The 26,220-nt window shown below is 46.9% G+C and carries 22 protein-coding genes; 13 read left to right on the top strand and 9 right to left on the bottom strand.

Annotated features, from left to right (window positions below):
- Positions 1-9 precede the first annotated feature (9 nt).
- Positions 10-1,347 carry an SLC13 family permease gene (locus CHA6605_RS27925; RefSeq protein ID WP_015162710.1) on the bottom strand — a complete coding sequence of 446 codons (1,338 nt, stop codon included), beginning with the start codon at positions 1,345-1,347 and terminating at the stop codon, positions 10-12.
- A gap of 327 nt (positions 1,348-1,674) precedes the next feature.
- Here CHA6605_RS27925 and CHA6605_RS27935 point away from each other — a divergent pair, with 327 nt between their 5' ends.
- Positions 1,675-3,447 carry an ABC transporter ATP-binding protein gene (locus CHA6605_RS27935; protein WP_015162711.1) on the top strand — a complete coding sequence of 591 codons (1,773 nt, stop codon included), beginning with the start codon at positions 1,675-1,677 and terminating at the stop codon, positions 3,445-3,447.
- 150 nt (positions 3,448-3,597) lie between these two features.
- On the opposite strand, the gene CHA6605_RS27940 is transcribed toward CHA6605_RS27935, so the two are convergent.
- From CHA6605_RS27940 to CHA6605_RS27950, 3 genes are all read right to left on the bottom strand, one after another.
- Positions 3,598-3,948 carry a single-stranded DNA-binding protein gene (locus CHA6605_RS27940; RefSeq protein ID WP_015162712.1) on the bottom strand — a complete coding sequence of 117 codons (351 nt, stop codon included), beginning with the start codon at positions 3,946-3,948 and terminating at the stop codon, positions 3,598-3,600.
- A 123-nt stretch (positions 3,949-4,071) separates the two neighbouring features.
- Positions 4,072-5,523: an MFS transporter gene (locus CHA6605_RS27945; protein ID WP_015162713.1), complete on the bottom strand. Its 1,452-nt coding sequence runs from the start codon at positions 5,521-5,523 to the stop codon at positions 4,072-4,074.
- A 267-nt stretch (positions 5,524-5,790) separates the two neighbouring features.
- Complete coding sequence (locus CHA6605_RS27950) at positions 5,791-9,453, bottom strand: WD40 repeat domain-containing protein (RefSeq protein WP_015162714.1); 3,663 nt, start codon at positions 9,451-9,453, stop codon at positions 5,791-5,793.
- Between the two features lie 557 nt (positions 9,454-10,010).
- Here CHA6605_RS27950 and CHA6605_RS34700 point away from each other — a divergent pair.
- The 4 genes from CHA6605_RS34700 (at position 10,011) to CHA6605_RS27965 (ending at position 12,838) form a co-directional block, all read left to right on the top strand.
- Positions 10,011-10,949: a PEP-CTERM sorting domain-containing protein gene (locus CHA6605_RS34700; protein WP_015162715.1), complete on the top strand. Its 939-nt coding sequence runs from the start codon at positions 10,011-10,013 to the stop codon at positions 10,947-10,949.
- 119 nt (positions 10,950-11,068) lie between these two features.
- Positions 11,069-11,281 carry a hypothetical protein gene (locus CHA6605_RS34705; RefSeq protein WP_157260127.1) on the top strand — a complete coding sequence of 71 codons (213 nt, stop codon included), beginning with the start codon at positions 11,069-11,071 and terminating at the stop codon, positions 11,279-11,281.
- A gap of 55 nt (positions 11,282-11,336) precedes the next feature.
- On the top strand, positions 11,337-11,933 hold the full coding sequence (gene cysC, locus CHA6605_RS27960) for an adenylyl-sulfate kinase (protein WP_015162716.1): 597 nt from the start codon (positions 11,337-11,339) through the stop codon (positions 11,931-11,933).
- A 293-nt stretch (positions 11,934-12,226) separates the two neighbouring features.
- Positions 12,227-12,838 carry a PEP-CTERM sorting domain-containing protein gene (locus CHA6605_RS27965; protein WP_015162717.1) on the top strand — a complete coding sequence of 204 codons (612 nt, stop codon included), beginning with the start codon at positions 12,227-12,229 and terminating at the stop codon, positions 12,836-12,838.
- A 118-nt stretch (positions 12,839-12,956) separates the two neighbouring features.
- Here the strand turns inward: CHA6605_RS27965 and cimA are convergent, their stop codons facing one another.
- Positions 12,957-14,579, bottom strand: coding sequence for a citramalate synthase (gene cimA, locus CHA6605_RS27970; protein WP_015162718.1), 1,623 nt, complete (start codon positions 14,577-14,579; stop codon positions 12,957-12,959).
- 238 nt (positions 14,580-14,817) lie between these two features.
- Here cimA and CHA6605_RS27975 point away from each other — a divergent pair, with 238 nt between their 5' ends.
- The 4 genes from CHA6605_RS27975 to CHA6605_RS27990 all read left to right on the top strand — a co-directional run bounded on the left by CHA6605_RS27975 (position 14,818) and on the right by CHA6605_RS27990 (position 18,203).
- Positions 14,818-15,144, top strand: coding sequence for a 2Fe-2S iron-sulfur cluster-binding protein (locus CHA6605_RS27975; RefSeq protein ID WP_015162719.1), 327 nt, complete (start codon positions 14,818-14,820; stop codon positions 15,142-15,144).
- A gap of 209 nt (positions 15,145-15,353) precedes the next feature.
- Positions 15,354-15,893, top strand: coding sequence for a hypothetical protein (locus CHA6605_RS27980; protein ID WP_015162720.1), 540 nt, complete (start codon positions 15,354-15,356; stop codon positions 15,891-15,893).
- A gap of 106 nt (positions 15,894-15,999) precedes the next feature.
- Positions 16,000-17,517: a SagB/ThcOx family dehydrogenase gene (locus CHA6605_RS27985; protein ID WP_015162721.1), complete on the top strand. Its 1,518-nt coding sequence runs from the start codon at positions 16,000-16,002 to the stop codon at positions 17,515-17,517.
- Positions 17,518-17,861: 344 nt separating this feature from the next.
- Complete coding sequence (locus tag CHA6605_RS27990) at positions 17,862-18,203, top strand: hypothetical protein (protein ID WP_015162722.1); 342 nt, start codon at positions 17,862-17,864, stop codon at positions 18,201-18,203.
- A gap of 333 nt (positions 18,204-18,536) precedes the next feature.
- Here CHA6605_RS27990 and CHA6605_RS27995 read toward each other — a convergent pair whose 3' ends face one another.
- Entirely contained in the window at positions 18,537-19,805 is a 1,269-nt protein-coding gene (locus CHA6605_RS27995; protein ID WP_015162723.1) for a M16 family metallopeptidase, read from the bottom strand.
- A gap of 230 nt (positions 19,806-20,035) precedes the next feature.
- Here CHA6605_RS27995 and CHA6605_RS28000 point away from each other — a divergent pair, with 230 nt between their 5' ends.
- Together CHA6605_RS28000 and CHA6605_RS34710 are read left to right on the top strand one after the other, a co-directional pair.
- Positions 20,036-21,046 carry a hypothetical protein gene (locus CHA6605_RS28000; protein ID WP_015162724.1) on the top strand — a complete coding sequence of 337 codons (1,011 nt, stop codon included), beginning with the start codon at positions 20,036-20,038 and terminating at the stop codon, positions 21,044-21,046.
- Between the two features lie 8 nt (positions 21,047-21,054).
- Positions 21,055-21,264 carry a hypothetical protein gene (locus CHA6605_RS34710; RefSeq protein ID WP_157260128.1) on the top strand — a complete coding sequence of 70 codons (210 nt, stop codon included), beginning with the start codon at positions 21,055-21,057 and terminating at the stop codon, positions 21,262-21,264.
- Between the two features lie 92 nt (positions 21,265-21,356).
- On the opposite strand, the gene CHA6605_RS28005 is transcribed toward CHA6605_RS34710, so the two are convergent.
- Complete coding sequence (locus CHA6605_RS28005) at positions 21,357-22,091, bottom strand: 4'-phosphopantetheinyl transferase family protein (protein ID WP_015162725.1); 735 nt, start codon at positions 22,089-22,091, stop codon at positions 21,357-21,359.
- Between the two features lie 183 nt (positions 22,092-22,274).
- Between CHA6605_RS28005 and aspS the strand changes: the two genes are divergently transcribed.
- A complete protein-coding gene (gene aspS / locus CHA6605_RS28010; RefSeq protein WP_015162726.1) occupies positions 22,275-24,068 on the top strand; it encodes an aspartate--tRNA ligase in 1,794 nt (597 codons plus the stop codon).
- A 473-nt stretch (positions 24,069-24,541) separates the two neighbouring features.
- Complete coding sequence (locus CHA6605_RS34715; protein WP_015162727.1) at positions 24,542-24,961, top strand: CsbD family protein; 420 nt, start codon at positions 24,542-24,544, stop codon at positions 24,959-24,961.
- 416 nt (positions 24,962-25,377) lie between these two features.
- Here the strand turns inward: CHA6605_RS34715 and CHA6605_RS28020 are convergent, their stop codons facing one another.
- Together CHA6605_RS28020 and CHA6605_RS28025 are read right to left on the bottom strand one after the other, a co-directional pair.
- Complete coding sequence (locus CHA6605_RS28020) at positions 25,378-25,851, bottom strand: HEAT repeat domain-containing protein (protein WP_015162728.1); 474 nt, start codon at positions 25,849-25,851, stop codon at positions 25,378-25,380.
- Positions 25,852-25,934: 83 nt separating this feature from the next.
- Complete coding sequence (locus tag CHA6605_RS28025) at positions 25,935-26,144, bottom strand: hypothetical protein (protein WP_041548511.1); 210 nt, start codon at positions 26,142-26,144, stop codon at positions 25,935-25,937.
- Positions 26,145-26,220: the final 76 nt, after the last annotated feature.

Here is a 26,220-nt window from a genome sequence, read left to right on the forward strand (position 1 = left end):
CTACGGACGCTATCTCAAAAAAGCAATACTCACATAGGTAGCCAAGACCACCAATTGCAAGCCCATAGTCGGCAACCCATAAGCGAGAAATCGGCGAAACGAAATCGGCGCACCATGGTGCGCAGAAATCCCCGCCGCGACAATATTCGCCGACGCCCCAATTAGCGTCCCATTGCCGCCGAGCGTCGCCCCATACATCATGGCATAGAACAACGGTAGCACCACTGGCGGTAACGCCACATTCGCACCAGGGCGCAGGATTTCTGCACCCACAAATCCAGCATTGACTAAATATTCCTGAAGTAGCGGCACCATCGCTACTACCAAGGGGATATTAGGAATCACACTAGACAGCAGCCCGACACTAAATAGTAAAACGATCGACCCCAGCGCGATATTTTTACCCAGCAGCAGTGCTAAAACGATCGACAGACTGCTAATTACACCAGTTTTTTGCAGACCCCCAATCAGCACGAAAATACTCATAAAAAACAGCAACGTACTCCAATCCACATCGCGTAAAATATTGTCGATCGAGTCAACTTCGATCTGTTGCGCCCAGAGCAGACACAGCGTTCCGCCTAGCAATGCTGCCGTTGCTGGCGAAATTGGTATGGGTAACATTTCACCTATTACAAAAAAAATCATTACCAGCAGCATAGTCCCCCCGCCGAGTAGCAACATGCGTGGATATTTAAGCGTAATTCGGGGTAAGTTATCCAGATCGGGCAGTTCCATCCGCCAAATGCCTTTAAATAAGAATGGGAGAGTTACCACGACTGTCAGAACGGCAATTGCGCCTCCGAAACTCAGCCGTTGCAGATACTCCACAAAAGTCAAATCGATCGAGCTACCCACGATAAATGTCGCCGGATCGCCGACTATCGTCAACAATCCCGCACTATTGGCGATAAATACCATCAAAATTAGCAACGGTACGAAATCTACGCCAATCTCTTGCGCCAACGGCGGAATCAATGGTGCTAGCAGCATCACTGTCGTGGCATTGGGCAATACCGCACAAATCGGCGTGGTGATGGCTACAATCCCCAGCAGCAGCCGCTTACCCTTCCCCTGCGACCACAACACCATTTGGGTTGCCAAATATTCAAACACCAGCGTCGGCTGTAATGTCCGCACCATCACCATCACACCGAAAAACAAGCCCAGCGTCGGGTGACTTTTGGCGATATAACCGATCGCCTCATCTAGGGTCAAAATATTTAAAACGACTAGTAGCAAAGCACCGAGCAATCCTGCGATCGTCAGATGCACCCATTCCAAAGCAATCGACCCAATTACACCTATAAAGATCGCCAATGAGACGATCGCTTGCCAGCTTTCCATCAGATATTTCCTAGAGTAGTATTATTAGACGTAAATAAAGTTACTATTTTGCAGGGAGCGGGGGAATCAGCGACACTCTCACTCATCGCTATCAGCAGTTATTACCACACGTTTAATATATGGCTCGCTGTCGATCTTACCAATTGTCGGCGATCGCCCGTAGCATCCAGTCCCCAGATTGAGATCCTAAGTAGCTACTTTTGCGCCCAATCTAAATTAGGGACATTGAGCAATTGCCCGATGTGGCTAAATAAATCGGTAAAAGTATGTCGAAAATTAAAAGGGCAGGCATTACCATAAGAAAGAGTGCAAAATTTAGATCGACGCATGAATAGCAACCTTCATCCCCTCCAGAGATTATTAACTTATGGGCGGCAATATCGCAGACAAACATGGCAAGCTACAATTTCATCAGTATTTAATAAGCTCTGCGATGTTGCCCCAGAAATTTTAATCGGGATTGCGGTCGATGTCGTGGTTAAAAAACAAGATTCATTCCTGGCGACGCTAGGAATTCGGAATGTGGAACAGCAGTTAATAATTTTAACAGTTATTACTGTCGTAGTTTGGGTGCTAGAATCGCTTTCTCAATATATTTATACCAATCTTTGGCGCAATCTTTCTCAAAAAATCCAACACAATCTTAGGCTCGATGCTTATGGGCACATCCAACAATTAGAACTAGCATATTTTGAAAATCAAAGTACGGGAAACTTGATGGCAGTTTTGGGCGATGATATCAACCAGTTAGAAAGATTTTTAGATGTCGGGGCGAATGAAATCATTCAAGTGGTGACGAATGCGATCGTTATCGGCGGTGTATTTTTCGTATTGGCTCCGAGCTTAGCTTGGTGGTCGATAGTGCCGATTCCGATTATTATTATCGGCTCGATTTGGTTCCAAAAAAAGCTAGCACCTTATTATGCGAACGTTCGTGAAAAAGTTGGCTTATTAAATGGTCGGCTTGCTAATAACTTAGGCGGAATTACGACGATCAAAAGTTTTACCACCGAATCTTACGAACTCGATCGAGTCCGTGCCGACAGTGAAGCCTATCGTCAGAGCAATCGACGCGCGATCGCCGTCAGCGCGGCATTCGTCCCCTTAATTCGGATGGCGGTGTTATTCAGCTTTACAATGACGCTATTATTTGGTGGAATTGCGGCTGTTAACGGTCAATTAGGCGTCGGTACTTATAGTATCCTGATCTATCTCACTCAACGCTTATTATGGCCGCTGACGCGTTTGGGCGAGACATTAGATCTTTATCAACGCGGCATGGCTTCGACGAATCGGGTGATGGATTTATTAGATACACCGATCGCGATTGATTCGGGAACTCGATCTCTACCACATGTTCGAGGCGAAATCGAGCTAATAAATGTCACTTTTGCGTATCCCGATCGTTCGACTGTGGTCAAAGAGTTATCATTAAAAATTCCTGCCGGACAGACGATCGCGATCGTCGGTGCGACAGGTTCGGGCAAAAGTACGTTAGTAAAACTCTTATTACGACTCTATGAAATTCAGTCGGGCGAGATTACTTTAGATGGCATTAATATTCGCGATTTACATCTGGTAGACTTACGCAGATCGATCGGATTAGTCAGCCAAGATGTGTTTTTATTCCATGGTTCCGTGCGCGAAAATATCGCTTATGGCACTCCCGATGCCACACTAGATGAGGTTATTGCTGCTGCTAAAATTGCTGAAGCTGATGAATTTATCGATCTATTACCTGCTGGTTACGATACCATTGTCGGCGAACGAGGACAGAAATTATCTGGCGGACAACGCCAACGCATTGCCATCGCACGAGCGGTGCTCAAAAATCCACCGATCTTAATTCTCGATGAAGCCACATCGGCTGTCGATAATGAAACCGAAGCGGCAATTCAAAGATCTTTAGACAAGATTACACTCGATCGGACTACAATTGCGATCGCCCACCGTCTCTCGACAATCCGCAATGCCCATCGCATCTATGTCATGGAACGCGGACAATTAGTTGAAGCTGGCACTCATGATGAATTGTTAGCCGAGCTGGGTATCTATGCAGGACTGTGGAACATTCAACAAAATGCCAAAGTTGCCGTTTGAGATATTTACTTACATCTGTGCCAGTATTTAACTACTGGTGCTTAGTGTAGATCTAAGGGTACCCACAAGGGGCACCCCTACAGATCGGTTTTGTAGGGGTGCCCCTTGTGGGTACCCTTGGTTCAAACTAAGCACTATAGCAATCGCGAGCTAAGTATAATCTGGTAATGCCTCGGCACTGTCTCTCTTCGAGCCAAGTAGCTCCAGAGTATCAACCTTAATTACGGGACGAGAGCGTTCGGTACCTGTCGCTTTATCCGTCCACGTTTCGACTTCTAGAGAGCCTTTGACGCCGATTTGACTGCCTTTTTTAGCATAGTTTCTGGCAATTTCAGCAGTCTTACCCCAGATCTTAAGATTGAACCAGTCGGGCTGATCTTGGTTTTTGCTACGACGATTGACAGCTAGGGTGAGGGTACAGAGCTGGGTGCCAGATTCAAAATATTTCATTTCTGGATCGCCACCAACTCTGCCCACTAGATGAACGACATTAAGGCTCATAGTAAATATAGTAGTTATGTACCTTATTGTAGCTTAAAAGGGCAATCTCCGTAACCACAACTTTACTAGACTTTGCAACCTTCACAAATCAGTCATCTACCCTTAAATTGGGATGAATGATAACTAAACCGAATTCGATCGATCGGTCAATCGTGCCAACCAATTAAAATCTAAAAGTTGTTCTAGAAAAGATCTTTCTCCTTCATGCTTGAGTAGTAGTAGCGGGGTCAGGGCTAACAGGCGCAGAATGCTAGAAATCACGAATAAACTAGTCAAGCCACCCACTGGATTGATGAGATCGAGTCCGCCGCCAGCGACGGTACCCGCTGCACCGCTAATGCCTGCAACAGCAGCGGCAATGCCAAAATATTGAGCCTGATGATGTTTGTGCGCGATTTCAATCTGGAGATTGTTAATGCTCAGATCGATCGCGGCACTCGCGCCACCATTGACAATGAATAGTAGGGGCAAACCCACCCACAACGAAAGCGAATCTTTACCCACTCCCAGCCATAACAAGGGCAACATCGTCATTACTAGCCCCATAATTACTAATGGGAGCCGATTGCCGATGCGATCGCTCCAACGACCGAAGGGGATTAGCAGCGCGAGACTGGCTACCGATGTCAAGCTATTATAGAGTGTCACCCAGCCGACATCGATCGATAAATCCTGAAGTAGATACAGATTAAAAAATGGCGCGCTGAGATTGAGCGCGAATGTCCAGGCACCCAAACACCACAGAAAGCCCTGAAAATACGGATCTTTGCCGATCGTGGCGAGTGCGGATTCGGGTGGGGAGACGATGGCTACTGCCGCCGAGGGAGAACGCTCCTTCATCTTATTGGTGCCTACCCTTAACCGATCTTGCGGATTGACATCGACCATTTGCCATTGACAAATCAGACTGATTATGCCTGCGACGAGGCCGACGGCTAAGGCGATCGCGAATCCTGCTAACTCACCGCTAGGATAGCTGGCTACCAAAAAACCCGCGATCGCCACGACGATCGGACTGGTGAGATTAGAGATTGTATTGCGAATGCCAAAATAACGACCGCGCAATTGTCTGGGCACCAAAGCCGCCATCCAGCTCAACCAAGTCGCACTTCCCAAACCGCCTAATATATGACTCAGAGCTACTACCAGCATCGTCCAGATCGCCATCGTGCGATCGTCGATCTGATGCTGACTGTAAAGCCACATGCCAACGAGCAGGAATAGCCACACCAATCGCGATGGCAGATAAATACCCGAACAAAACCATAGCCGACTCTGCAATCGATCGCCCCACCAAGCTCCTAAAGGTTGGACGATATTGGAGAGCATCGGAATTGCTGCCAAAATCCCGATTTCAAAGGAATTTGCCTGAAGATCGACTAAGAAATTACTCAGTAAGACACCACCAGTAAGGTTAGAAAAGATCGCGGCGAATACTCCATCGATCGAGGATGCCTTGAGACTGCGGCGAATCTCGCTGGTAGGAATGCGTTGGAGCGTAGTCGAGCGATCGTCCTCATCAGTCTGTAGCTCGATTGGAATGGCTGTTACCGTCGTCTTCAGACCTAGATCCACAGATTACCTCGCTTGCAACAAAAGATCTCACACTATTTGAATTCTGACAGAATTTAGGGATTAGCGAATCGGGAATAGGAGATAGGGAGCAGATAAAATTTTTGACACTCTGAGTGTTGACAACTAGAAGCAGGATACTTTGGCTCGCAGTCGATCGTGCGGTGTTGCCGATTTGAAGTGTATTATTGCTGTTTTTCAACAAAAAAATTAGACCTGTTGCATGAATCCTGCGATCGTTAAAGTAGCGGTTAGTCTCTGCACGCGCCATTACGAGGCGCAAATTGCTCCGAGCATTTTTAATGAATCGATCGCCGCAGCACTTAACCCAGTTACACCAGAAATATTCATTGATAGATACGGTGCTGGTGCTGTGTACGCTCGCTGACACTCTCCAGTAGCCAGATCCCAGACTTTAATCGTCTCATCGTCACTCCCACTAACGATTATGCGACCATCTGGACTATAACTGAGTGAATTAACGCGATCGAGATGTCCGATGAGGGTCTGTAATACCGTTCCCGTCTCAACTTCCCAAATTTTAATCGTGCGATCGGCCGAACCAGTTGCTAGATAGCGACCGTCGGGGCTAAATTCAATGGCTAAGATATCTTGAGTATGTCCGGCAAACTCTCGGACTAATTGACATGCGGGCACATCCCATAATTGCGCGACATTAGCAACACCAGCACCCACAGCTAAAAAGCGACCATTAGGGCTAAATGCCAAATCCCAAATCAGGTTACTATAATCTGTCTGCGCGTGAATTAGCTCTCTGGTTTTCACATCCCACAACCGCCACGAGAGATCGAAACTCGCCGTTGCCATGAGTTGCCCCTCAGGACTAAACACGATCGATCTGACCACTCTACTATGACCGAGCAAAGTCGCAGCTAACTCCCCTGTCTCCGTCCAAAACCGCACTCGACCTTCCCCGCAGCCACTAGCGAGGAGTTTACCATCGGGACTAAATTTCACCGACCACACCGCCTGACGATCGGCAGCTAGGGTACGGACTAAATCGCCCGTGGCGGCATCCCAGATCTTGACGGTACGATCCTCGCTGGCACTCGCGATCGATCCAGAATGCGGATTGTAAGCCACCATCAGGATCAGACCCGGATCGTGTCCTCTGAGCGATCGAACGAGATCTCCAGTTCGCACATCCCAGACTCTGACGATGCCATCCTGCGAACTACTAACGATCTGTGTCCCATCTGGCGTAAATATCGCCGATTGAATCCGATTGGTATAGCCAACCCACCGCGACAGCTCTTGCCAAGTAGTCGTACTCCACCATCGAATCGATCGATCGACTCCACCTGTGACCAATAATTTACCATCGGGACTAAATTTCAGCAGCGAAACTAGGGAGGTATGTCCGTGGAGCGTGGCGATGGCTGTCGGTGGCGCATCGTTCGCACGAATCCGATCGATCTCCCAAATTTTGACATCATTAGTGCTATTCCCCGTCGCTAATAGCCGACCGTCTGGACTAAAATCGATCGACATCATCCAATCAGGATATCCCGGCAAAGTTGCCACGATCGCGACCGTTGTAAGATCCCACAGTTTAATCGTCCCATCGCTACTGCCAGTGGCGAGTAACTGACCATTCTCCTCTGGAGACGCTCCGCGAACGGGACTAAATCGCACCGTCCAGACTTGCCGCGTATGCTCGGTCAAGCGACCGCACAAATCGCCAGTCGCAACATCCCAAATTTTGACAGTATTATCATCGCTACCAGTGGCAATCAACCGACCATCGGGACTAAATCTGACTGAAAACACTTGCTGGAGATGGGCGGCGCAAGTACTCTCAATCGTCCCGCTGGCAATATCCCAAATGCTCATCGCGCCAGCATCGTCGCTAGTGGCGAGTAACTGCCCGTCAGGATGAAAGTCCAGCGACAATACCGGACGGCTTGCTTGTAAAACCCGCATCAGTCGATTAGCCCGGACATCCCATAGCCTTATCGTCCCATCTTGGCTGGCACTAGCTAGCACCCGACCGTCTGGACTAAATCTCACTGCCCACACCCAACTTGTATGTCCCGACGATTTGTGGAGTAATTCTCCACTACCCACTTGCCACAAGCGGATATCGCCGCTCGTCTCGCCAGTCGCTGCTAGCTGCGAGTCAGGGCTAAAATCGATCGCCCATACCCAGCCAAAGGTATTCGTAAATAAGGATTTGGACAGATCGGCATCGCTAAAATTGACATCGTGCAGAGTCGCGCCCTGCATGTCGGCTTGCCACATCGTCAATCCGGCAAAGTTGTAACTAGTTAACTCGATTTGTAAATGGCGGAGGAGATTGAGCAGATTTCCACCGCCATAATGGGGGATGTCTGGGTAACAAGTGCGGATACTGGCGAGAATCGATCGCATGTAGCCGTCTAATGCCGATATTTGCCGGAATTGTAATTTCAATTGACTCGCCACAGGCTGGAGAATCAGACGTTTTTGGATCGCTTGAATATATGTGGGCGACTGCGATTTTACGAGCGGATGGGACAGCCATAGGGGTAGGGTTGGGGGTGGCTGCTGCATGTCCCAATTACTGAGTTCGGCGGTGACGCGATCGATAAATTTTGCCGTCACATATTCCATCACCACTGCTTGTTGGGTGAATTTACCGCGATTGTGTTCGATGAGCGATCGTCGTCCCAAGGATGAAAAGGCAGTTAATACCGTCTGTTTGGTCGTCGCTGGCACGATATCGCCAGCTAAATCGGCGGGGGATAACCACTCCCGCTCGATTGCCAACCAATACATGACCACGGTTTCTATCGGCGATAGCCGTGCGAATTGTTGGTCTAACAATTGGCAAATATCCTCGAATATCCCCGCATCAGTATCGAGAAAGCCATCGATATCCCCATCAAATAAATCGCAAATGGAGGTCGAGACAATATTTAAGGCGAGGGGATTGCCACTATAGAGTGACAACAATCGCGCTCTCCCAACGAGCGATCTAGATAACCCCTTGGCATCGAACAGCAAATCGCTATCGCTAGCCGTCAGTCCTGAGAGTACTAGCGATCGCACGGCTAATTGCGCCCCCTCTAAGGGAATCATCGCGACTGGTTTTTCGCGACTGGTGACGAGCAGACAACTCTGATGTGGGGATGCGCCAATTCGTCCGAAGAGTTCGGCATAGCCTGGATCGATGCGCTCGTCATCCCGATTTTGGATGACGGCTTCGGCATTGTCCAAAATCAACAAACACCGTTGCTGGCGGAAACACTCTAGCAAGCGGGTAATTTGCGCGGACAGATCGATTGCGGGCGAGACGATCTCGGCTTTATTGGAAAAAATCTCGATTAGTTCTGGGAGGAGATCGGTTAATACTGGAGCGTTACGCAGCGATCGCCAGACGATCGTCGTAAATTCCGGTTGCAACTGTTGCGCGAGTTTGGTGACGAGGGTAGTTTTACCGATCCCACCCATGCCCAAAATCGCTACCAACCGACATCGATCGATATTTATCCACTGGGCTAATCGCGCTAATTCTCCCGCTCGTCCGTAAAAAATTGACACATCTGGTGCTTCACCGCGATCGAAGGTGCTGCGGCAATCGCTATGGGACGATAAAATTGCTGGCTCCACCACTGGGACAATTGGTGCGGACTCATCTGGATAGAGATAGTCAGCACGATCTAGGGTCAGATTAAAGGCCGAAAAACACAGATCGATCGTCTGTTTGTCTACTGGAATTGGCTTTGTAGTGGCGATCCCGTCGGGTGCGCCAGTGAAAATTTTGGCGAGTGTCATCAGCGAGAGTTTCGTCAGGTTACTCAATTCTTCATTGGTATACCGCACGCCAAAATTAGCAGTCAGTTCGCGCTCCAATCTTGCTGTTTGGAGTTTTTGATAGCCTGTGGCTGTTAAAATTACGCCCCGTCTCCGGCTATTTTTTCGCGCTGCCATGTGTGATTAATGTTTGAGTTCGCAGTCTGGAACGCTAGCTCTACAGCGTGCCCGATCTATTCGACTTATGCAGTCTACACTCGATCGCTACTGCTATACCAGCGATCGCATCTTAACTTTTAACTAACTTAGCTAACTTGTCTGGACTTGAGCTAAATGGCTGATTCAGAATAGCAGCATACAACAAATTATACTCAAACTCGATCGCGGAGATACATCACAAATACTGGCGTTGCTGGATTTGGTTAGTTAACGTGAGTTCGGGATAAGAAAAATCGATCTGCTCCGCTCAAGTACCGCCCTGAACTATAAGTTCGGGCTAAAAGCAAAAGTTCGTTTCAACGAACTGCCAAATCACTTAGTTCGTTTCAACGAACTTTTGCTTTTAGCCCCAAATTCATTTGAGGGCGGTGCATAAACGAAGCTAGGAGTCATTAAGCGCAAATCCTTAAGAACTCACGTTAGTTAATGGCACGGGTCTTCGAGCGAGTTTTTTACATCATAGTTTCGATCTCAACCCCTCAATTTCTCAGATTGCAACAGCAAGACTAAAAGATATGTATGAAATCAAAAAAGGCTGTGCCCAAGCCGTAGCAGGTGCAGTCACGACCGCTGCATTGTATGCGATCGCCGCTCCAGCTCCAGCAGCAGCAGCCAGTTTCACTCTCGATAATAGTAATAATAATTCTGGCACTTTCAACTACACAGGCAGGCTCGATACTGTCACCATCACTACCACAGGAGTTTACACGATCGATGCTTTTGGGGGGCAGGGTGGTAATTCGGGCAATAATAATTCACCTTTAAAAGGTGGCGAGCTAAAAGCCGATTTCAATCTCACCCAAGGCGAGGTGTTGACAATTATAGTTGGCGGAATGGGTGGGATGGGCACTCCAGGTGCATTCGGCAGTTTTGGGGCTGGCGGTGGCGGCGGTGGCACTTTTGTGACCACAATTCTCAATGGAATGCCCACAATCCTTTTGAGTGCTGGCGGAGGGGATAGTGTCCCAGGTTTTTTTGGGCCAGGTGGTTTCGGTGGGGGTAGCGGAGGTAATGGTGGTAACAACGGCCTCGGCGGTTTCGTCATTGACATCCCTCCTGTTGGTACCTTTAGCGGTGCTGTCCTTGGTATCGGCGGCGACGGCGGTTTCGGTGGTGGTGGTGGCGGCAGTGGTGGCATTGGCGGCATCGGCGGCAGTGGCATCGGCATTGTTAACGGGAATATAGCTCTCGTCACAGGCAACAACGGTATCGGTACCAGCGGCAGTGGCGGCATTGGTGGTAGAGGCGGCAGCAGCTTCGGGATTTATAACCAAAGTGCGATCGCTGGATCGATCGTCTCTAATCACGTCATCCGCTCTGGCAATGGGTTATTATCGATTACCTACAATGCTCCAGCCACAGCAGTGCCCGAACCATTCACCATTGTCGGGACATTAATCGGTGGTACAGCAGCCTTCCGCATGAGAAAGAAACTCAAGACTACTCATAAATAGTCGATCTGGATCGTTCAGATAGCTCGATCTATGCTCCGAATCGAGCTATTTACTGGAGTTGCTAGTTCGATCGATCTCGATCGCTTTCTTCTATCTCACAGATATACAAATATTTCATTTTGTTTCAGAGTTGCCGCGCGCTGGCTCTACATCGAGAAGAAGAATTCGATACGATGATGAAAACTCCAGGTTTGCATACTGTCAAACGTCAGATTAATTATCAACCGCGAGCGACAATTTTACCACCAGATTTATTTGATAAATTTAGCGAACTATCGTTCTGGGAACTCGATCTTAATAGTCAAGCAAATCGCATTTGCAAACAAAGTTAGATAGATTTCCAACTCCTTCAAGAGTTTAAAAACCACACAGCAAGGAAACTAACAGATGTCACAAGAGCGCGGGGCTACGATCTGGTTTACGGGTTTGAGCGGTGCGGGCAAAACCACGATCGCCCGTGTCGTAGCCGAACAATTGCAACTTGCCAATCTCAAAGTAGAAATCCTCGATGGCGATCTCATCCGTCAGCATCTAGCAAAAGAGTTAGGATTCAGTCATGCCGATCGGATCGAGAACGTGCGGCGGATTGGATTTGTGGCCGATTTGCTGAGTAGAAATGGGGTTATAGTCCTCGTAGCCGCGATCGCACCCCATCGATCGATTCGGGAAGAATTAAAACAAAATAGTGACAAATTTCTGGAAGTTTATGTCAACTCGCCCCTAGAAGTATGCGAACGGCGCGATGTCAAAGGTTTGTATGCCAAAGCTAGATGCGGACTCATCCCCAACTTTACAGGCATCGATATGGCTTATGAAGTTCCCCTCGCTCCCGATCTCGAATGTCAAACCGATCGCGAAACCATTGCCCAGAGCGCGACTAAGGTTTTACAAAAACTAGTAGCATTGGACTATATTCATGCCGATTGTCACCCCAAACGGTTTCAAATTGAATTTGGAGTAGCGAGCATCGCGGCATCGCAATGAGTAAGTGAATTGAATGCTCGATCCGTTTGTGAATTTAGAATAGTTCGATCGCGATCGTTAAAAAAGCTCGATTTATGCTCCAAATCGAGCTTTTTACTGGAGTTTTTAGATCGATCCAAATTAGGCCGCGATCGCATTTTAACTTTTAACTAACTTAGCTAACTTGTCTGGACTTAAGCTAAATGGCTGAGTAAAAATAGCAGTACCGGACAAATTATACGCAAACTCAGGACAGGATCGGATAGCGATATTGTCATCATCCTTCAAACCCCCGACTACTAAGAATTAACATAATGAAACATTCTATCTGTTCCACTAAAATTGCCAAAGTTTTCATCCCTGTCGGCTGTGTGGCTGTGTCAGCACTTGTTGTTGCTCCCGCTCAGGCTGCCAACTTTGCTTTTACAGAAAATCCCGATAATACTTTGAGTATTACTGCTGATTTCTTTGAGAGCGGGTTCTCTGTCAACGGTAACTTGTTGCAGCAAGGAGGCACTCCTGGCACACTTACACTACCTGGAAGTAATAATCCAGTATCGTTTTCCGGAACTTGGCTCAACTTCAATCAATCTACTCCATTATCTCGCACCATCTATTTTACCGATGGTAATACTTCGCAGATTAGCGATATATTTTCTTACACGGTGAGTAATGCTAATAACTTTGGTACTATTTCTGGAACTTTCCAATCGGCAAGCAATTTAGGTTTCCTACCGAATGGAGTATCTCAAAGTGACGTATTCCAGGCTGGTACTTCAGTACCGTTTTCGTCCGATTTCCTCACTGCATCAGTGGCAACCACTGCGCCTACCTCTGTTCCCGAACCATTTACAATTATTGGTACCTTAATCGGTGGCACCGCAGCTTTTCGCATGAAAAAGAAACTCAATACTACTAATAAATAGTCGATCGGGATTGTTAAAATAGCTCGATTTATGCTCCGAATCGAGCTATTTATTGAAGTTTTTAGGTCGATCGATCCAAATTAGGTCGAGATCGAAGATTGGGGATGCTAGGAAAGGTTTATTTTTTGCGATCGTATCCAATATTCATGCCCTCTACCAAGCTACACATTTGCGGCGATCGCACCAGCAACCCGTATTCGATGCCTTGGGCGACAGCTTGATATGATGCTTCGAGGATATTCTCTGAGACGCCGATCGTCGTCCAGCGATGGATGCCATTACTCGATTCTACCAAAACGCGCGTAATGGCGGCAGTGCCCGCCCCACCGTCGATAATCCGCACTTTATAATCAGTCAAATGACATTTAGCTAATTCTGGATAAAATCGACTTAAGGCTTTACGCAACGCGGCATCCAAAGCCGATACTGGGCCATTACCTTCGGCAACTTCGAGGATATCTTGACCATCGACAGCAATCTTAATTGTCGCCAGCGAATGATGCTGTTGAGTGGCGATCGAACAATGCACCTGAAAACCTTGAATCGTAAATAGCGTCGAAGTTTGACCCAAGATCTCGCGCATTAATAGTTCAAAACTCGCCTCCGCACCTTCAAATTGGTAGCCTTGATATTCTAATTCCTTAAGTTTTGCTAAAATCTGCCGGGTGCGCGGATCTGCTTTAGTCAGAGTTAGTCCCATCTCGCTGGCTTTAATTAAGACGTTACTCAATCCCGATTGCTCGGAAATGGCAATCCGGCGTTCGTTGCCGACTTGGAGCGGGTCGATATGTTCGTAAGTCAGCGGATTGCGCTCGACAGCGGAGACGTGGATGCCACCTTTATGGCTGAAGGCACACCGCCCGACAAATGCCGCATAATCGTTGGGGGCAATATTGACGACTTCGCTGACGTACCTACTTACCTGAGTCAACCGCATCAGATCTGCCGAACTCAGACAAGAGTAGCCCAACTTGAGTTGGAGATTGGGAATAATCGCACAGAGATTGGCATTGCCACAGCGTTCGCCATAACCATTAATCGTCCCTTGGACCATCGTCACGCCGCTACTCACCGCCGCGAGTGCATTGGCGACAGCTAGTTCGCAATCATTGTGAGTGTGGATGCCAAATTGTAGCTCTCGTTGAGGATCGACAGTCTTAATGACGCGATCGACAATTTCGGTGATATCCTGGGGCAGCGTACCGCCATTAGTATCGCAAAAGACCAGCCAATCGGCACCAGCAGCGATCGCCGTTTGCAGAGTTTGGATGGCATATTCTGGATTGGCTAAATAACCATCGAACCAATGTTCGGCATCATAAATTATCCGTTTGCCTTGCGAAATTAGATACTCGATCGAGTCCCGAATCATCTCCAGATTCTCGGCTAAATCGGTCTTTAAGCCCTCGGTAACGTGTAAATCCCAAGATTTACCAAAAATCGTTACCCACTTCGTTCCAGCCGCAATAATCGCCGCTAACATCCGATCTTCTGCCGCCAGTCCGCCCGGACGTCGCGTCGAGCAAAAGGCTACGACTTCTGCCTGAGTCAGCGGTTCTAACTGCAATCGCCGAAAAAACTCGCCATCTTTAGGATTGGCACCCGGCCACCCACCCTCGATCCACGGTATGCCCAGCCGATCCAATTGTCTGGCAATTTTGAGCTTATCCTCAACCGCCAAAGTCATACCCTCTCGTTGTGCGCCATCGCGGAGCGTCGTATCGTAGATTTGGATCGTCATGGATTTTGGATTGTGGATTTTGGATTGTTTTCTGACCTTTACCTTGCTAGATGTAGGTTTGAGGCATTATCTATTGCCATCGATATTTGTACCGACCTAACTTAGCTGCAAGTAGGATGACTAAACTCTGGAGATAAATTGCGCGAAAATAGAAGCAGCCTTCAATTTATTAGGTAATGTAGCATTTTGCCTGAAGACGAAGTAAAACTTTAAAACCCTTCTACCCTCTATCCTCACTATGCCTCAAGTCACCGCGCAAGGAAAAAACTTTACCTGTGAATCGGGAGCCAATCTCCGCCAGGTTTTACTCGCCAATGGGGTGGATCTCTATAATGGTAATGCCAAAATCATCAATTGTATGGGCATTGGCACCTGCGGCACCTGTGCGGTCGCGCTCGAAGGTGATGTATCTGCGCCAAACTGGAAAGATACTGCCAGACGTAGCTTCCCACCCCATACTCCGTCTAGAAACCTCCGACTCGCTTGTCAGACCCAAGTTTTGGGCGATATTACCGTCAGTAAATTTACCGCGTTCTGGGGGCAAGGACTCGATCGAGCCTGGTAAAGATCGACTTTTATCGTTCTAGTTAAGAAGCTATTAGAGATCTTCTAGTGGGGAGGGCGGGTTTGCTCGATCTCGAACAGTAACATCGAGATCGCCTAGCATAAACCCGCCTTTACAGCTCGACAGATTCCGCCCACAGTACATTTTAGACCTCGCGCCAGCAACGCCCACTTTTCCGAATCAATCTTTCTCCTACTCTCTGTTCAATAATGCCAACGATTTTTCACATTTCACCACTAATTAGAATCACACTGAGCTTACTGTATATCTCGCTGATGATTCCGCTCCCATTCCTGGCGACATTTGCCCATGCCGAGGTACCAGCATGGCTGCTATGGGTGGGAATCGGCTTGGGATTTACCGCACTCCAGGGGGCATTGAGCCAGCGGGTGGTAGTGGACGATCGATCGATCCAGGTCAATTATCCGGTGTGGGTGCCCAGTTTTTTCACCAAACGCTGGAGCCTAGCTTGGAGCGATGTTAAAGAATTAAAAATGCGGACGACCGGACAGGGTGGAGTGGTTTATTATTTTATTAATGGCGGTGGTGAAGGATTTTTACTACCAATGCGAGTTGCTGGGTTTAATCGATTGGTCGGATTGATTCAACAATATACCTCGATCGATACTACCGATGTTTATCCACTTTCGCAACCTTGGATGTATTTTGCATTATTAATATTAACTGGTTTGTTATTACTAACTGATGCTTGGACGATCTCGACAGCGATCGCTTTGGGGAGTCAATAGTGGCTGCAAGCATCCTTTTGCTCTTGATTACCTGCGCCATCCTACGGTGGTACAGTCCACCCATCCACCCTTTCGCCTGCTCTAATATTACCGATCGATAATTCTCATGATTGATTCCTTTTCGCAGCATTATCATCAGCGGACAAAATACGATCCAGAGACGATCTCATCCAAGAGCCAGGGGCTGGACTGGAGTCAACAACCGTCATCGTACAAAGAATATAAAATCGGCACTATTTACGATCTCAAACCATATTTACAAGCCACCAAACAAGATGTCGAAAGTCAGTGGTGGCAAAGGTTGTCGCATTTCTTATTGTGTAGCTATGGATTAACAGCCAGAATGCAAACAATGGGCGAACCGATGTATTTACGTGCCGCTCCCTCCGCAGGTGGCTTGTATCCAGCCGAGATTTATTTAGTAGCTCGCGGTAATAGTTTGTTACCTGCTGGATTATATAATTATCAAGTCAAAGATCATACTTTAATACATTTTTGGGCAAACGATGTTTGGCAGAATATTCAAGTTGCTTGTTTCAATCATCCAGCTTTGGCGATCGCCGATCTAAGCTTAATTACTACAGCCGTATTTTATCGATCGGCATGGCGATATCAAGATCGGGCATATCGACGGATTTTTCTAGATACCGGACATTTATTAGGCAATATCGAACTAGCTGGCGCGATTAATGGATTTCGGCCTTATTTTGTGGGTGGTTTTATCGATCGCCAGATCGACGAGTTACTATATCTCAATACCGAAGAAGAAGGTGTTGTCACTGTTATTCCGATCGTCGATCTCGATGTACACCCCGATCTGAATATTCCTGCTTTCCCCTCAGCATTACCTTCAAAAATCAATTTAGAATATCCAGAATTACCCGATGGACAATTGTTAAAATATTGCCATCAAATGACGGAAATCGCTCAATTTAGACAACTACCAGCAAATGTAAGTGCGATCGATCCAGTCGAACTCGGAGACAAATATAACTTTCCATTTTGCCTCAAGATTTCTACCGCAACTTCACCGATTAGTTGGCAAGATGAGGTGCCATTAGCTGGGTTAGAAAATACAATTCTCAAACGTCGATCGACTCGTGCCTATACAGGTGGAGCATTAATGCTCGAAGAACTCAATGCGATCTTAGATTTCACTTACCATCCTCAACATTATATCGAGCAAGATTTAGATCCCAATCCCGACTATTTTGACTTGGGTTTAATCGAGACATTTATCGCTGTCTCCGGTGTAAATGGTTTAGAAGAAGGTTGTTATTATTATGCCCCAAAAGCACAAGAACTTCGACAAATTCGCTTCAAAAACTTTCGCCAAGAATTACATTATCTGTGCTTGGGACAAGAATTAGGCCGCGATGCTGGAGCTACAATCTTTCATACTGCCGATCTACAAATGGCCGTCCAAAAATATGGCGATCGAGCTTATCGTTATTTACATTTAGATGCCGGACATTTAGGTCAACGTTTGAATTTAGCCGCAATTCGTCTAGATGTTGGCGTTAGTGGGATTGCGGGATTTTTTGACGATCGAGTCAATGAAGTTTTAGGCATTCCCGAAGATGAAGCTGTCCTATATATTACGACATTAGGACGTCCAGGTTAAAAGGAGATCGCACAGGGAGCTAAATTAGCACGATTTGCGTCTAGAGATAACAACTATCGATCGGAAATACTGTTTGTCTGAGAGGATATTTGAAAAGTATAATATTTCACTTGCAAACCCTAGAAAATCCCCCCTAGCCCTTAAAAAGGGGGGAAACGGATTTTAAAGTCCCCCTTAAAAAGGGGGATTTAGGGGGATTTACCCAGCGTAAACGAAGCAATTAGACTTTTCAGACATCCTCTAAGGGGGATTTCCACCAATGCTGGTATAACTAGATCGATCTTGTCCGTATTTCCAAATATCGTCTAACCTGCAAGCATCAACATTAGTATGAGAGTTAAATTATGACTGTTAAAGTAACTAAAATCTGGATTTCAGTCTTAGGTGCGATCTTCGCAATCGGCATCATGATTCCGTTTTTACCCGCATTAGCAAATACATCTACTGGCACCACCCAAGTCAAATCGGAAACAGTCAATCTCACTGGCACGATTAAAAAATTAGCCCTGTCAGGTACCTGTTATCAACTGGCTGCCGATAATGGTAAAAAGTACGAATTGATGGGTAAATTCCCCAAAATTGACGGCACTAGAGTACAAATAAGTGGCGTCCCCAAGACAGATATGGTAACTATCTGCCAAGTCGGACAACCGTTACAAGTCAAGACGGTGAAAGTGATTAAGTGAGGGTAGGCTTTAGGTTTTAGGCTTTAGGCTTTAGGTTTTAGGTTTTAGGCTTTAGGCTTTAGGCTTTAGGCTTTAGGTTTTAGGTTTTAGGCTTTAGGCTTTAGGCTTTAGGCTTTAGGTTTTAGGTTTTAGGCTTTAGGCTTTAGGCTTTAGGCTTTGCGGATGAAATCACGCGGAGGTCTCCTCCGCATGTGTTTCACCAAGCAAGGTTTTAGGCTTTAGGGGAAAGGGGAAAGGGGAAATAAACTGCATTACCTATTACCCGTTACCCATTAACCGTTACCAATTACCTATCAACCATCCACCCTCCCCTTTTCCTAACTCCCAACTAACTTACTCCGGCTTAACGGCAATAACGCCATACGCATTCGGCGAGAGATACTGACGTGCGGCGAGTTGGATAGTTTTGGCGTCTAGAGCTTGGATTTGTTGTGGATAGTTGAGAGCTGGGGTGAGATCGCCGACTACCGATCGATAATAACCGTAAAGATCGGCTCGATCGCTGGGAGTTTCGGTGCCAAAAATATACCGATTGGCAACTTGACGGCGGATGCGCGAGATTTCGGCGTCGGTAGCTAGAGTGTGTTGGAGTTGAAAAATATGTTGGGTAATAATTTGTTCGACTTCGGCGATATTTTCGCTCGGTAACTGCGCGCTCAAATAAAATAATCCCTGAATGCGATTGCTCATATTACTAACGCTGATATTATTCACCAGTTGGCGGTCTTCTCGCAATTCTTTGACCAACCGTGAGGTGCGTCCAGAGCCGAGGATCGCTGCTAAAATATCGAGCGGATAAGTTTCGGATAACTGCATCAAACCAGGTACGCGCCACACCATAATCAATCTTGCCTGTTGCAGGCTCGGATCGATATATTCGCGACGAACGATGCGATTGAATGCTGGTTCGGGAGTAGGTTGAGACTTTTTGCCCACAAATTCTACAGCAGGCATACTACCGCCTTGCGCAGCAAAACCATCGGTAACGATATCGATTAATTCCTCTACAGGTAAATTCCCAACTGCTACCGCTGTCATGGCTGCGGGTTGATAATGAGTCGCATGGAAAAAGCGCATTTGCTGAGCGGTGATACCTTCAATAACCGCTTCTGGCCCTAAAACCGGACGACGATATGCTAACTTAGCAAATGCGACTTCGATCGCTTGTTGATAGATCCGCCGCGAGGAGTTATCCTGAGACCTACGAATTTCTTCAAGTACCACCAGTTTTTCTCTAGCAAAGTCATCTTCAGGAATGCGGGGATTGGTGACAACATCGATTTGGAGAGGAGCTAGTGCGGCAAAATCTTTAGGTGCAGTAGTGATGTAGTAGTGAGTATAGTCTTGGCTCGTCGCCGCATTTGTCACCGCACCGCGTTCTTCTACCAGTCGCTCGAATTCACCTGCCGCCAATCTCGATGTCCCTTTGAACACCATGTGTTCGAGGAAGTGTGCCATGCCATTGATGCCATCGGTTTCTAAGAACGAACCCACATTCAGCCAGATGTTGAGATTTACCGCTTCGACAGGCATTTGTTCGGCAACGATGGTCAATCCATTCGGTAAAGTGCGAACTGTAGGGCGATTGAGGGTCGTAGTCACTGCGATTGTGCTCCTGCTAAATAAGACGATCGAATTTGATTATCTTCAATCAGTATAGTAGACCCGCACGATCGAGCAGATTAGAGCTATCGATCGTCGCTCTAGCAGCTTGAGTCACCCAGTTCATAGTTAAAGGTGATTGGGAATACTAATAATTAATACCACTGATGCTCATTCCGTAGCTGGAAAACTACAAAACGAGCTACTTTGTCAATTATTAACTAAACTCTATGCTTGGTCTATCACAAACACTCGAACGTTGGGAATACCTATGGCGTAAACAAAATGTCACTTACTGGGCATTTGGCTGGTCGGCTCTATCGCTATTTACTTATATCTTTTTTAGCGGCCCAGCACAAGGAATCGAGCGACCTTTCTGGTATCGAATTTTTACCGCTTATATTCTCCAAAATGTCCCAACAATCTTTGCGGGATTGCTATGTATTCGCAATGGAGTGAGTCGCAGGATGCCGAGTGGTAGTCAAGTTTGGTTACTTTTTGGCACCGCTTTACTCGCTTATTCAGTCGGCAATATCTTCTTTAGCTCGTGGGAATTAGTCTGGCAGCTCAACTCGACTGGATCGCTCGGCGATCCGTTTTTCGTAATTTTTTATATTTGTCTATTACTAGCGATGTTTGCCGCGATCGTTAATAAGCGCGTGCGGTTAAATATTTATCAATGGGCGATCGTATTGGGGATTAGTATTTATGCAGCGACGATCTTGTTGTGGATTCTCAAGCCACCTGCCGATAGTAGTAATACTGTAGTTGAGGCTATATCGACACCTGCTAGCCAAGTTCAGACAACAGCCGTCACATCTGCGGCAACTCCCGCACCCGCGCTAGCTGCACCCGCAGTCGAGCCTACACCAGACGCGCCCGGATGGGTAATGTTTTTCGACGGTATCCTCAAACCTTACGGTCAAACTTTAAATGCCTTTTATGTCTGGTGCGATATTGCTTTATTTGCGATGGCGATCGTGATGATTTTAGCCTTCTGGGGCGGACGACTCAGCAATGCTTGGCAGTTTATCGCTCAGGGAATTACTTGTTATTATATTGCTGACATGTGGTTTGCCTATGCGGGCAATCAGATCCCAGATTACCAAGGTGGCTTTATGTTGGAAGTCTTCTGGATTCTCGGTGCGATCCAGTTCGGTGTCGCTGCTGGCATCGAATTCGAGCACATGCAAGCCCGTAAGCAGGGTGATGAAGACTGGATCTACGACGATGTGGGGTAGATGGGCAGATGGGTGGATGGGTGGATGGGTGGATGGGTAATGGGTACCAACATCCCAATCCGCAATCCGCAATCCTGTCTTGTCTTGACGCACACAAACGGGAGGGAACCTCCCGTTCGATGCGTCGCTGTCTCGCTCAATCTGGAGGAAACCTCCGCAAGCGCGAGCCGCTGCTTAGTGGAACGTACGCTGTAGGCGTTGGCGATAGCCTGCCGTAGGCATACGAAGCGAGACGTGCCGCAGGCGGGAACCGCTCCCTACGGGAAGGCTACGCCAACAGCGCGATTCCATCCGCAAAATCCAAAATCTCTTAGCTCATCATCTTCAGCATCCACTCGGAACGATCGAGATCGCCGCCGATGACGATTGCGCTGGCATATTCGGGCGATATTTCTAGCTTTTGAATGTGCCAAATATCATTTGTAGGCACGGAAATAATCGCAGCAGGCGTACTGGGATCGATCGAGACCTCGATTCGATCTAAAGGAGTGCTTAGGCCAGTTCCACAGGCTTTGAGATAGGATTCTTTTTGGACCCAGGCATGAAAAAATGCGGCGAGCTTGCTGTCGATGGGGAGACTATGAAAAACAGCTTGCTCGGCGGGAGAAAAAAATCGATCGACCAAATCCGCCGCAGGCAAAGGATGAATGTATTCGATATCGATACCAATCGGATATTTGGCACTAATTCCATACACGGCTCGATCGCGAGAATGGGATAGATTAAACTGGATCTGGCTGCCTGCGATTCTCGTTCCGTTCGCGTAGCGTTTGCCTTCGCAAAGAGGCTTCGCCAACGCAGGTTTGCCACGATCGCTATAGGTAAACGCAATCTGTGCTGGCGTCAAATCGAGATACAGACTCAAAATGTGCCGTAAATATCCGCGCGCGACAGTCCAACGATCGCCATGTAGTGGATTGATAAATTTAGCCGCACGTTGGCGTTCTTCAAGACTTAAAAATCGACCCAATTCGTCAACCCGATCTCGTTCGAGATCGAGATGAGTACTCCAGACATGAATATCGCGCTCTGATAACATCAACATGCGTGGATCTGCGGTGCAAAGAATGGTAGATAATTAAAGACAACCCATTGTACCCCTGTCTGAGTTTAGCAGCGATCGATAGAGGCTGTAATGCCGATCGGGGTAGAATAGATTTCATTCGCGCCTCTTCAACGATGAAATCGGGCTTTGAAAGTAATTATCGTCGAACTAGATTTTTAGCATATGCGAACCCATTATTGCGGCACCATCCGCACCGAACAAATTGGCGAAACTATTACCCTCTGCGGATGGGTAGATCGTCGCCGCGATCTTGGGGGGGTAATTTTTCTCCATTTACGCGATCGATCGGGTTCGGTACAGGTTGTGAGCGATCCGGTACGCACGCCTGAAACCTACCCTCTTGCGGAGACACTTCGCAGCGAGTATGTAGTCAAAATTACCGGACGCGTTTACGCACGTCCTGAAGAATCTCTCAACACGCGGATCGACACAGGCGAAATTGAAGTCTACGCCGAGCAAATCGAGATTCTCAACCGCGTTCACAAACAATTACCCTTCCAGGTATCTCAGACCGAAAATGAGTTCGTGCGGGAGGATTTACGCCTCAAGTATCGCTATCTCGATCTGCGGCGCGAACGGATGAGTGCCAATCTCCAACTCCGCCATCGCGTTATCAAAACGATCCGCCGCTGTTTGGAAGATCGCTTTAACTTTATGGAGATCGAGACGCCAATTTTAACGCGCTCTACTCCCGAAGGTGCCAGAGATTTTATTTTACCCAGTCGCGTCAATTTGGGTGAATGGTTTGCCCTCCCTCAATCGCCACAACTATTCAAACAACTATTGATGGTATCGGGATTCGATCGCTATTATCAAGTCGCGCGGTGTTTTCGCGACGAAGATTTGCGTGCAGATCGACAACCCGAATTCACCCAGTTAGACATGGAAATGAGTTTCATGTCTCAGGAAGAAATCATCGAGTTGAATGAAGAATTAATCTGGCAAATCTTCAAAGAAATTAAAGGTGTCGAATTAGCTCGTCCCTTCCCGCGCATGACTTATGCCGAAGCAATGGCAGACTACGGCTGCGATAAACCCGATACCAGATTTGACTTAAAATTAGTCAATGTTTCGGAGTTATTTAAAGACTCCCAATTCAAAGTATTTTCTGGCGCGATCGCTAGCGGTGGGATTGTCAAAATCTTACCGATTCCTGGCGGTAACGAAACTATCTCCAATGTCCGAATTAAGCCGGGTGGCAACTTATTTAAAGAAGCGACAGAAGCAGGTGCTAAAGGTTTAGCCTATATTCGCGTCCTCGAAAATAATGAAATTGATACGATTGGTGCAATTAAAGACTCATTATCTGAAGAGAGAAAACAACAATTATTAACTCTTACCAATGCCAAACCTGGAGACTTATTACTCTTCGGTGCTGGCGATGCGGCGATGGTTAATAAAACACTCGATCGATTGCGCTTGGTTATCGGTCGCGAACTCGGTTTAATCGACGATAATAAAGTCAATTTATTATGGGTAACCGAATTCCCCATGTTCGAGTATAACGCCGATGAAAAGCGTCTCGAAGCTCTCCATCACCCCTTCACATCCCCCCATCCCGACGACATTGGCGATCTCACTACCGCCCGCGCCCAAGCCTACGATATTATCTTTAATGGTACCGAAATTGGCGGTGGTAGCGTGAGAATTCATCAACGTGAAGTCCAAGAAAAAGTCTTTAGTGCGATCGGATTATCAGCCGCAGAAGCTAACGATAAGTTTGGCTTTTTACTCGAAGCTTTTGAGTATGGAACTCCTCCACATGGTGGGATTGCTTACGGACTCGATCGATTGGTAATGTTACTCGCAGGTGAAGATTCGATCCGCGATACGATCGCGTTTCCGAAGACGCAGCAAGCACGGTGTTTGCTTACAAATGCACCCGCACAGGTGGATGCCAAGCAACTCAAGGAATTAGAGGTGATTTCTACTTATAAGCCTAAGGCGGATAGCTAGGGTTAAGAACACTCTCAGTTGGATTCACTGGTGCGATCGAAACCCGGGTCTGGGGGTTGTCTTGACGCGCTAAACCGTCGGGAAACAAAGGCGTGCGCGCGTCGCTCCGACCCCCAGACACCCCGCTGAGGGGCGGCGTCCCGCCCCTCAGACTCCCCTGCGTAAGGTTCGATCTGTTTGCGGTGGGGCGCGCTTCGCATTAGTACTTTCAGTCAGTTAAGTAGATCGGCATAATTAAATTAAATATAAAATAACCTAAAAGGTTGCACGGGGATCTTCTACTAATACATAGAAAAGCTCGCTCGACTATCCCCCAAGCGGGTCTGCCATTAGATAGATATTTTATATTTGCTTTAATTAATAGATATCTCGATCGATAGAAAAACAATAATTCGTTCGGGAGATGAAGAAATTTGTTATCGAGAATACACTTTATGTATAACCAAAATTAAACAAACGACTCCCGAAGTAATATGAGTATCGAAAATCGCACTGAAGCAAATATTAAAGATGTTGAAGGTAAGGCTCAAGCTGCTGCGGGAGAACTTACTAACGACTCCGGCGATAAAATTGCAGGCAACGCCAAACAAGCAGAGGCTGATGCACGTAATGGTGTAGAAGATCTCAAAGATAATGCCAAAGATGTTGGCGAAACGCTCAAAGAAAAGGCTGGAGAACTCAAAGATAAAGTCGGCGACGCATTTAACGATCTCAAAGAGAATCTCTCTGAGGGCGCGCAAGAAGTTAAAGCCAATACTGAAGACGCGATCGATAATACCAAAGCCAAAGTCGAAGATCTTAAATCCGAAGCAGATAAAGCAGAACGGCACGCCAACCACGGCACAACTAATGCTGTCGCAGATGCCAAGGCAAAAGTTAATAATCTCAAATAGTCGATTTCAATCGATGCTAGCCTTTGCTATTTGGCGATCGTTCATCAACAGGATAACAGATCGGGCACATTACACTCACACTTAATTAGCCGACCAGTACTAACCGATCGTTAGCACTGGTCTTTTTTTGCACCCACTTGTATCGAGTTAAATTCGATCGAGATAGATCGGGTTATCGAAAAGCTTGCTCCGCAAAGATTTGAGCTGTGGGCAATGCCTAGGCTGTTGACTCTGTACCCTTTAGCCCGTCAGGGTTCATGCAGTTTTTGTGTCGGTTGCTTTTGCGAGAGAATGGCTGTAACAGCCATTCTCTCGCAAATAAAAATAACACAGATAATTTTCTGAGAAATCACCCAAAAACCCACAAAGTCAACAGCCTAGGCAATGCCCACCCTCCTTACCTTCCCAGCCTACAACTAGGATTCGCGAGGAATAAATTCCCATTTACCATCGCTTGTGCGATGAAGATTCTCAAGCACTTCGGTTTCATATTCTATATATTTATCCTGAAGCCCTACTAGATATCGCATTCGGGCGACCATTTCATCATCCAAGTAAACAGGAGGATCGTATTCATCATCTCGATCGATTAACAGACCTGCAAACGAACCAGCAGCTATCTTAGCAACATCAATATTGTCATCAAACAGAGCTTGTCGCAGCAGTGGCACACATTCTTCTATTGGCCCGTGTCCGAGAACACTAACACAATTCTCTCGCCACTCTTGCGAACCATCTTTCCATGCTGCTTCAAGCAATTCCCAGTCTTTCTCGTGCATCATGAAGATAGAATCTATCGCTCCGTCAAAAGAGCCACGCTCGTTGAAGTAAAAATATTCATTTAGATAATCAAATGCATCAGTAGGCTCGGCTTTATCTGTATCTGTCATTATTAATATGGGTATGAATTTCGTGAGATTTCAATTGTAATGCATACCGTAAAAATTGCACCTAATTACTTATCTGAAGACCGTTAGGCGTATGTCCAGCTTTTGCCCCAAGGTGGCGTGCCAATTCTTTGCCAAAAGACGATCGCGAGTCGTTCGTTTAATTCATCTAATAAATTATCATTAGCAAAATCTCGATCGACATGATTGTAAATGCCATCGGTACCAACTTCGAGTGTGTACCAGCGATCTTCGAGATCTTTTACTAGATCTACTACTCCAAAACTATCGAACAAATTTGTGGCGATTAAAGCTGCTTTGGCAACTTCGATCGCGGCTCGATCGGGTTTTTCTCCATAATTATATCTTGCA

It is taken from the genome of Chamaesiphon minutus PCC 6605, from assembly GCF_000317145.1.
Classification (GTDB): domain Bacteria; phylum Cyanobacteriota; class Cyanobacteriia; order Cyanobacteriales; family Chamaesiphonaceae; genus Chamaesiphon; species Chamaesiphon minutus.

Excerpts from the sequence above, each read along its gene's own strand:
- CHA6605_RS27965 (WP_015162717.1), top strand. The coding sequence starts at position 12,227 with ATGAAACATTCTATCTGTTCCACTAAAATTGCCAAAGTTTTCATCCCT.
- CHA6605_RS27985 (WP_015162721.1), top strand. The coding sequence starts at position 16,000 with ATGATTGATTCCTTTTCGCAGCATTATCATCAGCGGACAAAATACGAT.
- aspS (WP_015162726.1), top strand. The coding sequence starts at position 22,275 with ATGCGAACCCATTATTGCGGCACCATCCGCACCGAACAAATTGGCGAA.
- CHA6605_RS28005 (WP_015162725.1), bottom strand. The coding sequence starts at position 22,091 with ATGTTGATGTTATCAGAGCGCGATATTCATGTCTGGAGTACTCATCTC.
- CHA6605_RS34710 (WP_157260128.1), top strand. The coding sequence starts at position 21,055 with ATGGGTGGATGGGTGGATGGGTGGATGGGTAATGGGTACCAACATCCC.
- CHA6605_RS28020 (WP_015162728.1), bottom strand. The coding sequence starts at position 25,851 with ATGACAGATACAGATAAAGCCGAGCCTACTGATGCATTTGATTATCTA.
- CHA6605_RS28000 (WP_015162724.1), top strand. The coding sequence starts at position 20,036 with ATGCTTGGTCTATCACAAACACTCGAACGTTGGGAATACCTATGGCGT.
- CHA6605_RS27980 (WP_015162720.1), top strand. The coding sequence starts at position 15,354 with ATGCCAACGATTTTTCACATTTCACCACTAATTAGAATCACACTGAGC.
- CHA6605_RS27935 (WP_015162711.1), top strand. The coding sequence starts at position 1,675 with ATGAATAGCAACCTTCATCCCCTCCAGAGATTATTAACTTATGGGCGG.
- CHA6605_RS34715 (WP_015162727.1), top strand. The coding sequence starts at position 24,542 with ATGAGTATCGAAAATCGCACTGAAGCAAATATTAAAGATGTTGAAGGT.
- CHA6605_RS27940 (WP_015162712.1), bottom strand. The coding sequence starts at position 3,948 with ATGAGCCTTAATGTCGTTCATCTAGTGGGCAGAGTTGGTGGCGATCCA.
- cimA (WP_015162718.1), bottom strand. The coding sequence starts at position 14,579 with ATGACGATCCAAATCTACGATACGACGCTCCGCGATGGCGCACAACGA.
- CHA6605_RS27925 (WP_015162710.1), bottom strand. The coding sequence starts at position 1,347 with ATGGAAAGCTGGCAAGCGATCGTCTCATTGGCGATCTTTATAGGTGTA.
- CHA6605_RS27990 (WP_015162722.1), top strand. The coding sequence starts at position 17,862 with ATGACTGTTAAAGTAACTAAAATCTGGATTTCAGTCTTAGGTGCGATC.
- CHA6605_RS34700 (WP_015162715.1), top strand. The coding sequence starts at position 10,011 with ATGTATGAAATCAAAAAAGGCTGTGCCCAAGCCGTAGCAGGTGCAGTC.
- cysC (WP_015162716.1), top strand. The coding sequence starts at position 11,337 with ATGTCACAAGAGCGCGGGGCTACGATCTGGTTTACGGGTTTGAGCGGT.
- CHA6605_RS27975 (WP_015162719.1), top strand. The coding sequence starts at position 14,818 with ATGCCTCAAGTCACCGCGCAAGGAAAAAACTTTACCTGTGAATCGGGA.
- CHA6605_RS27950 (WP_015162714.1), bottom strand. The coding sequence starts at position 9,453 with ATGGCAGCGCGAAAAAATAGCCGGAGACGGGGCGTAATTTTAACAGCC.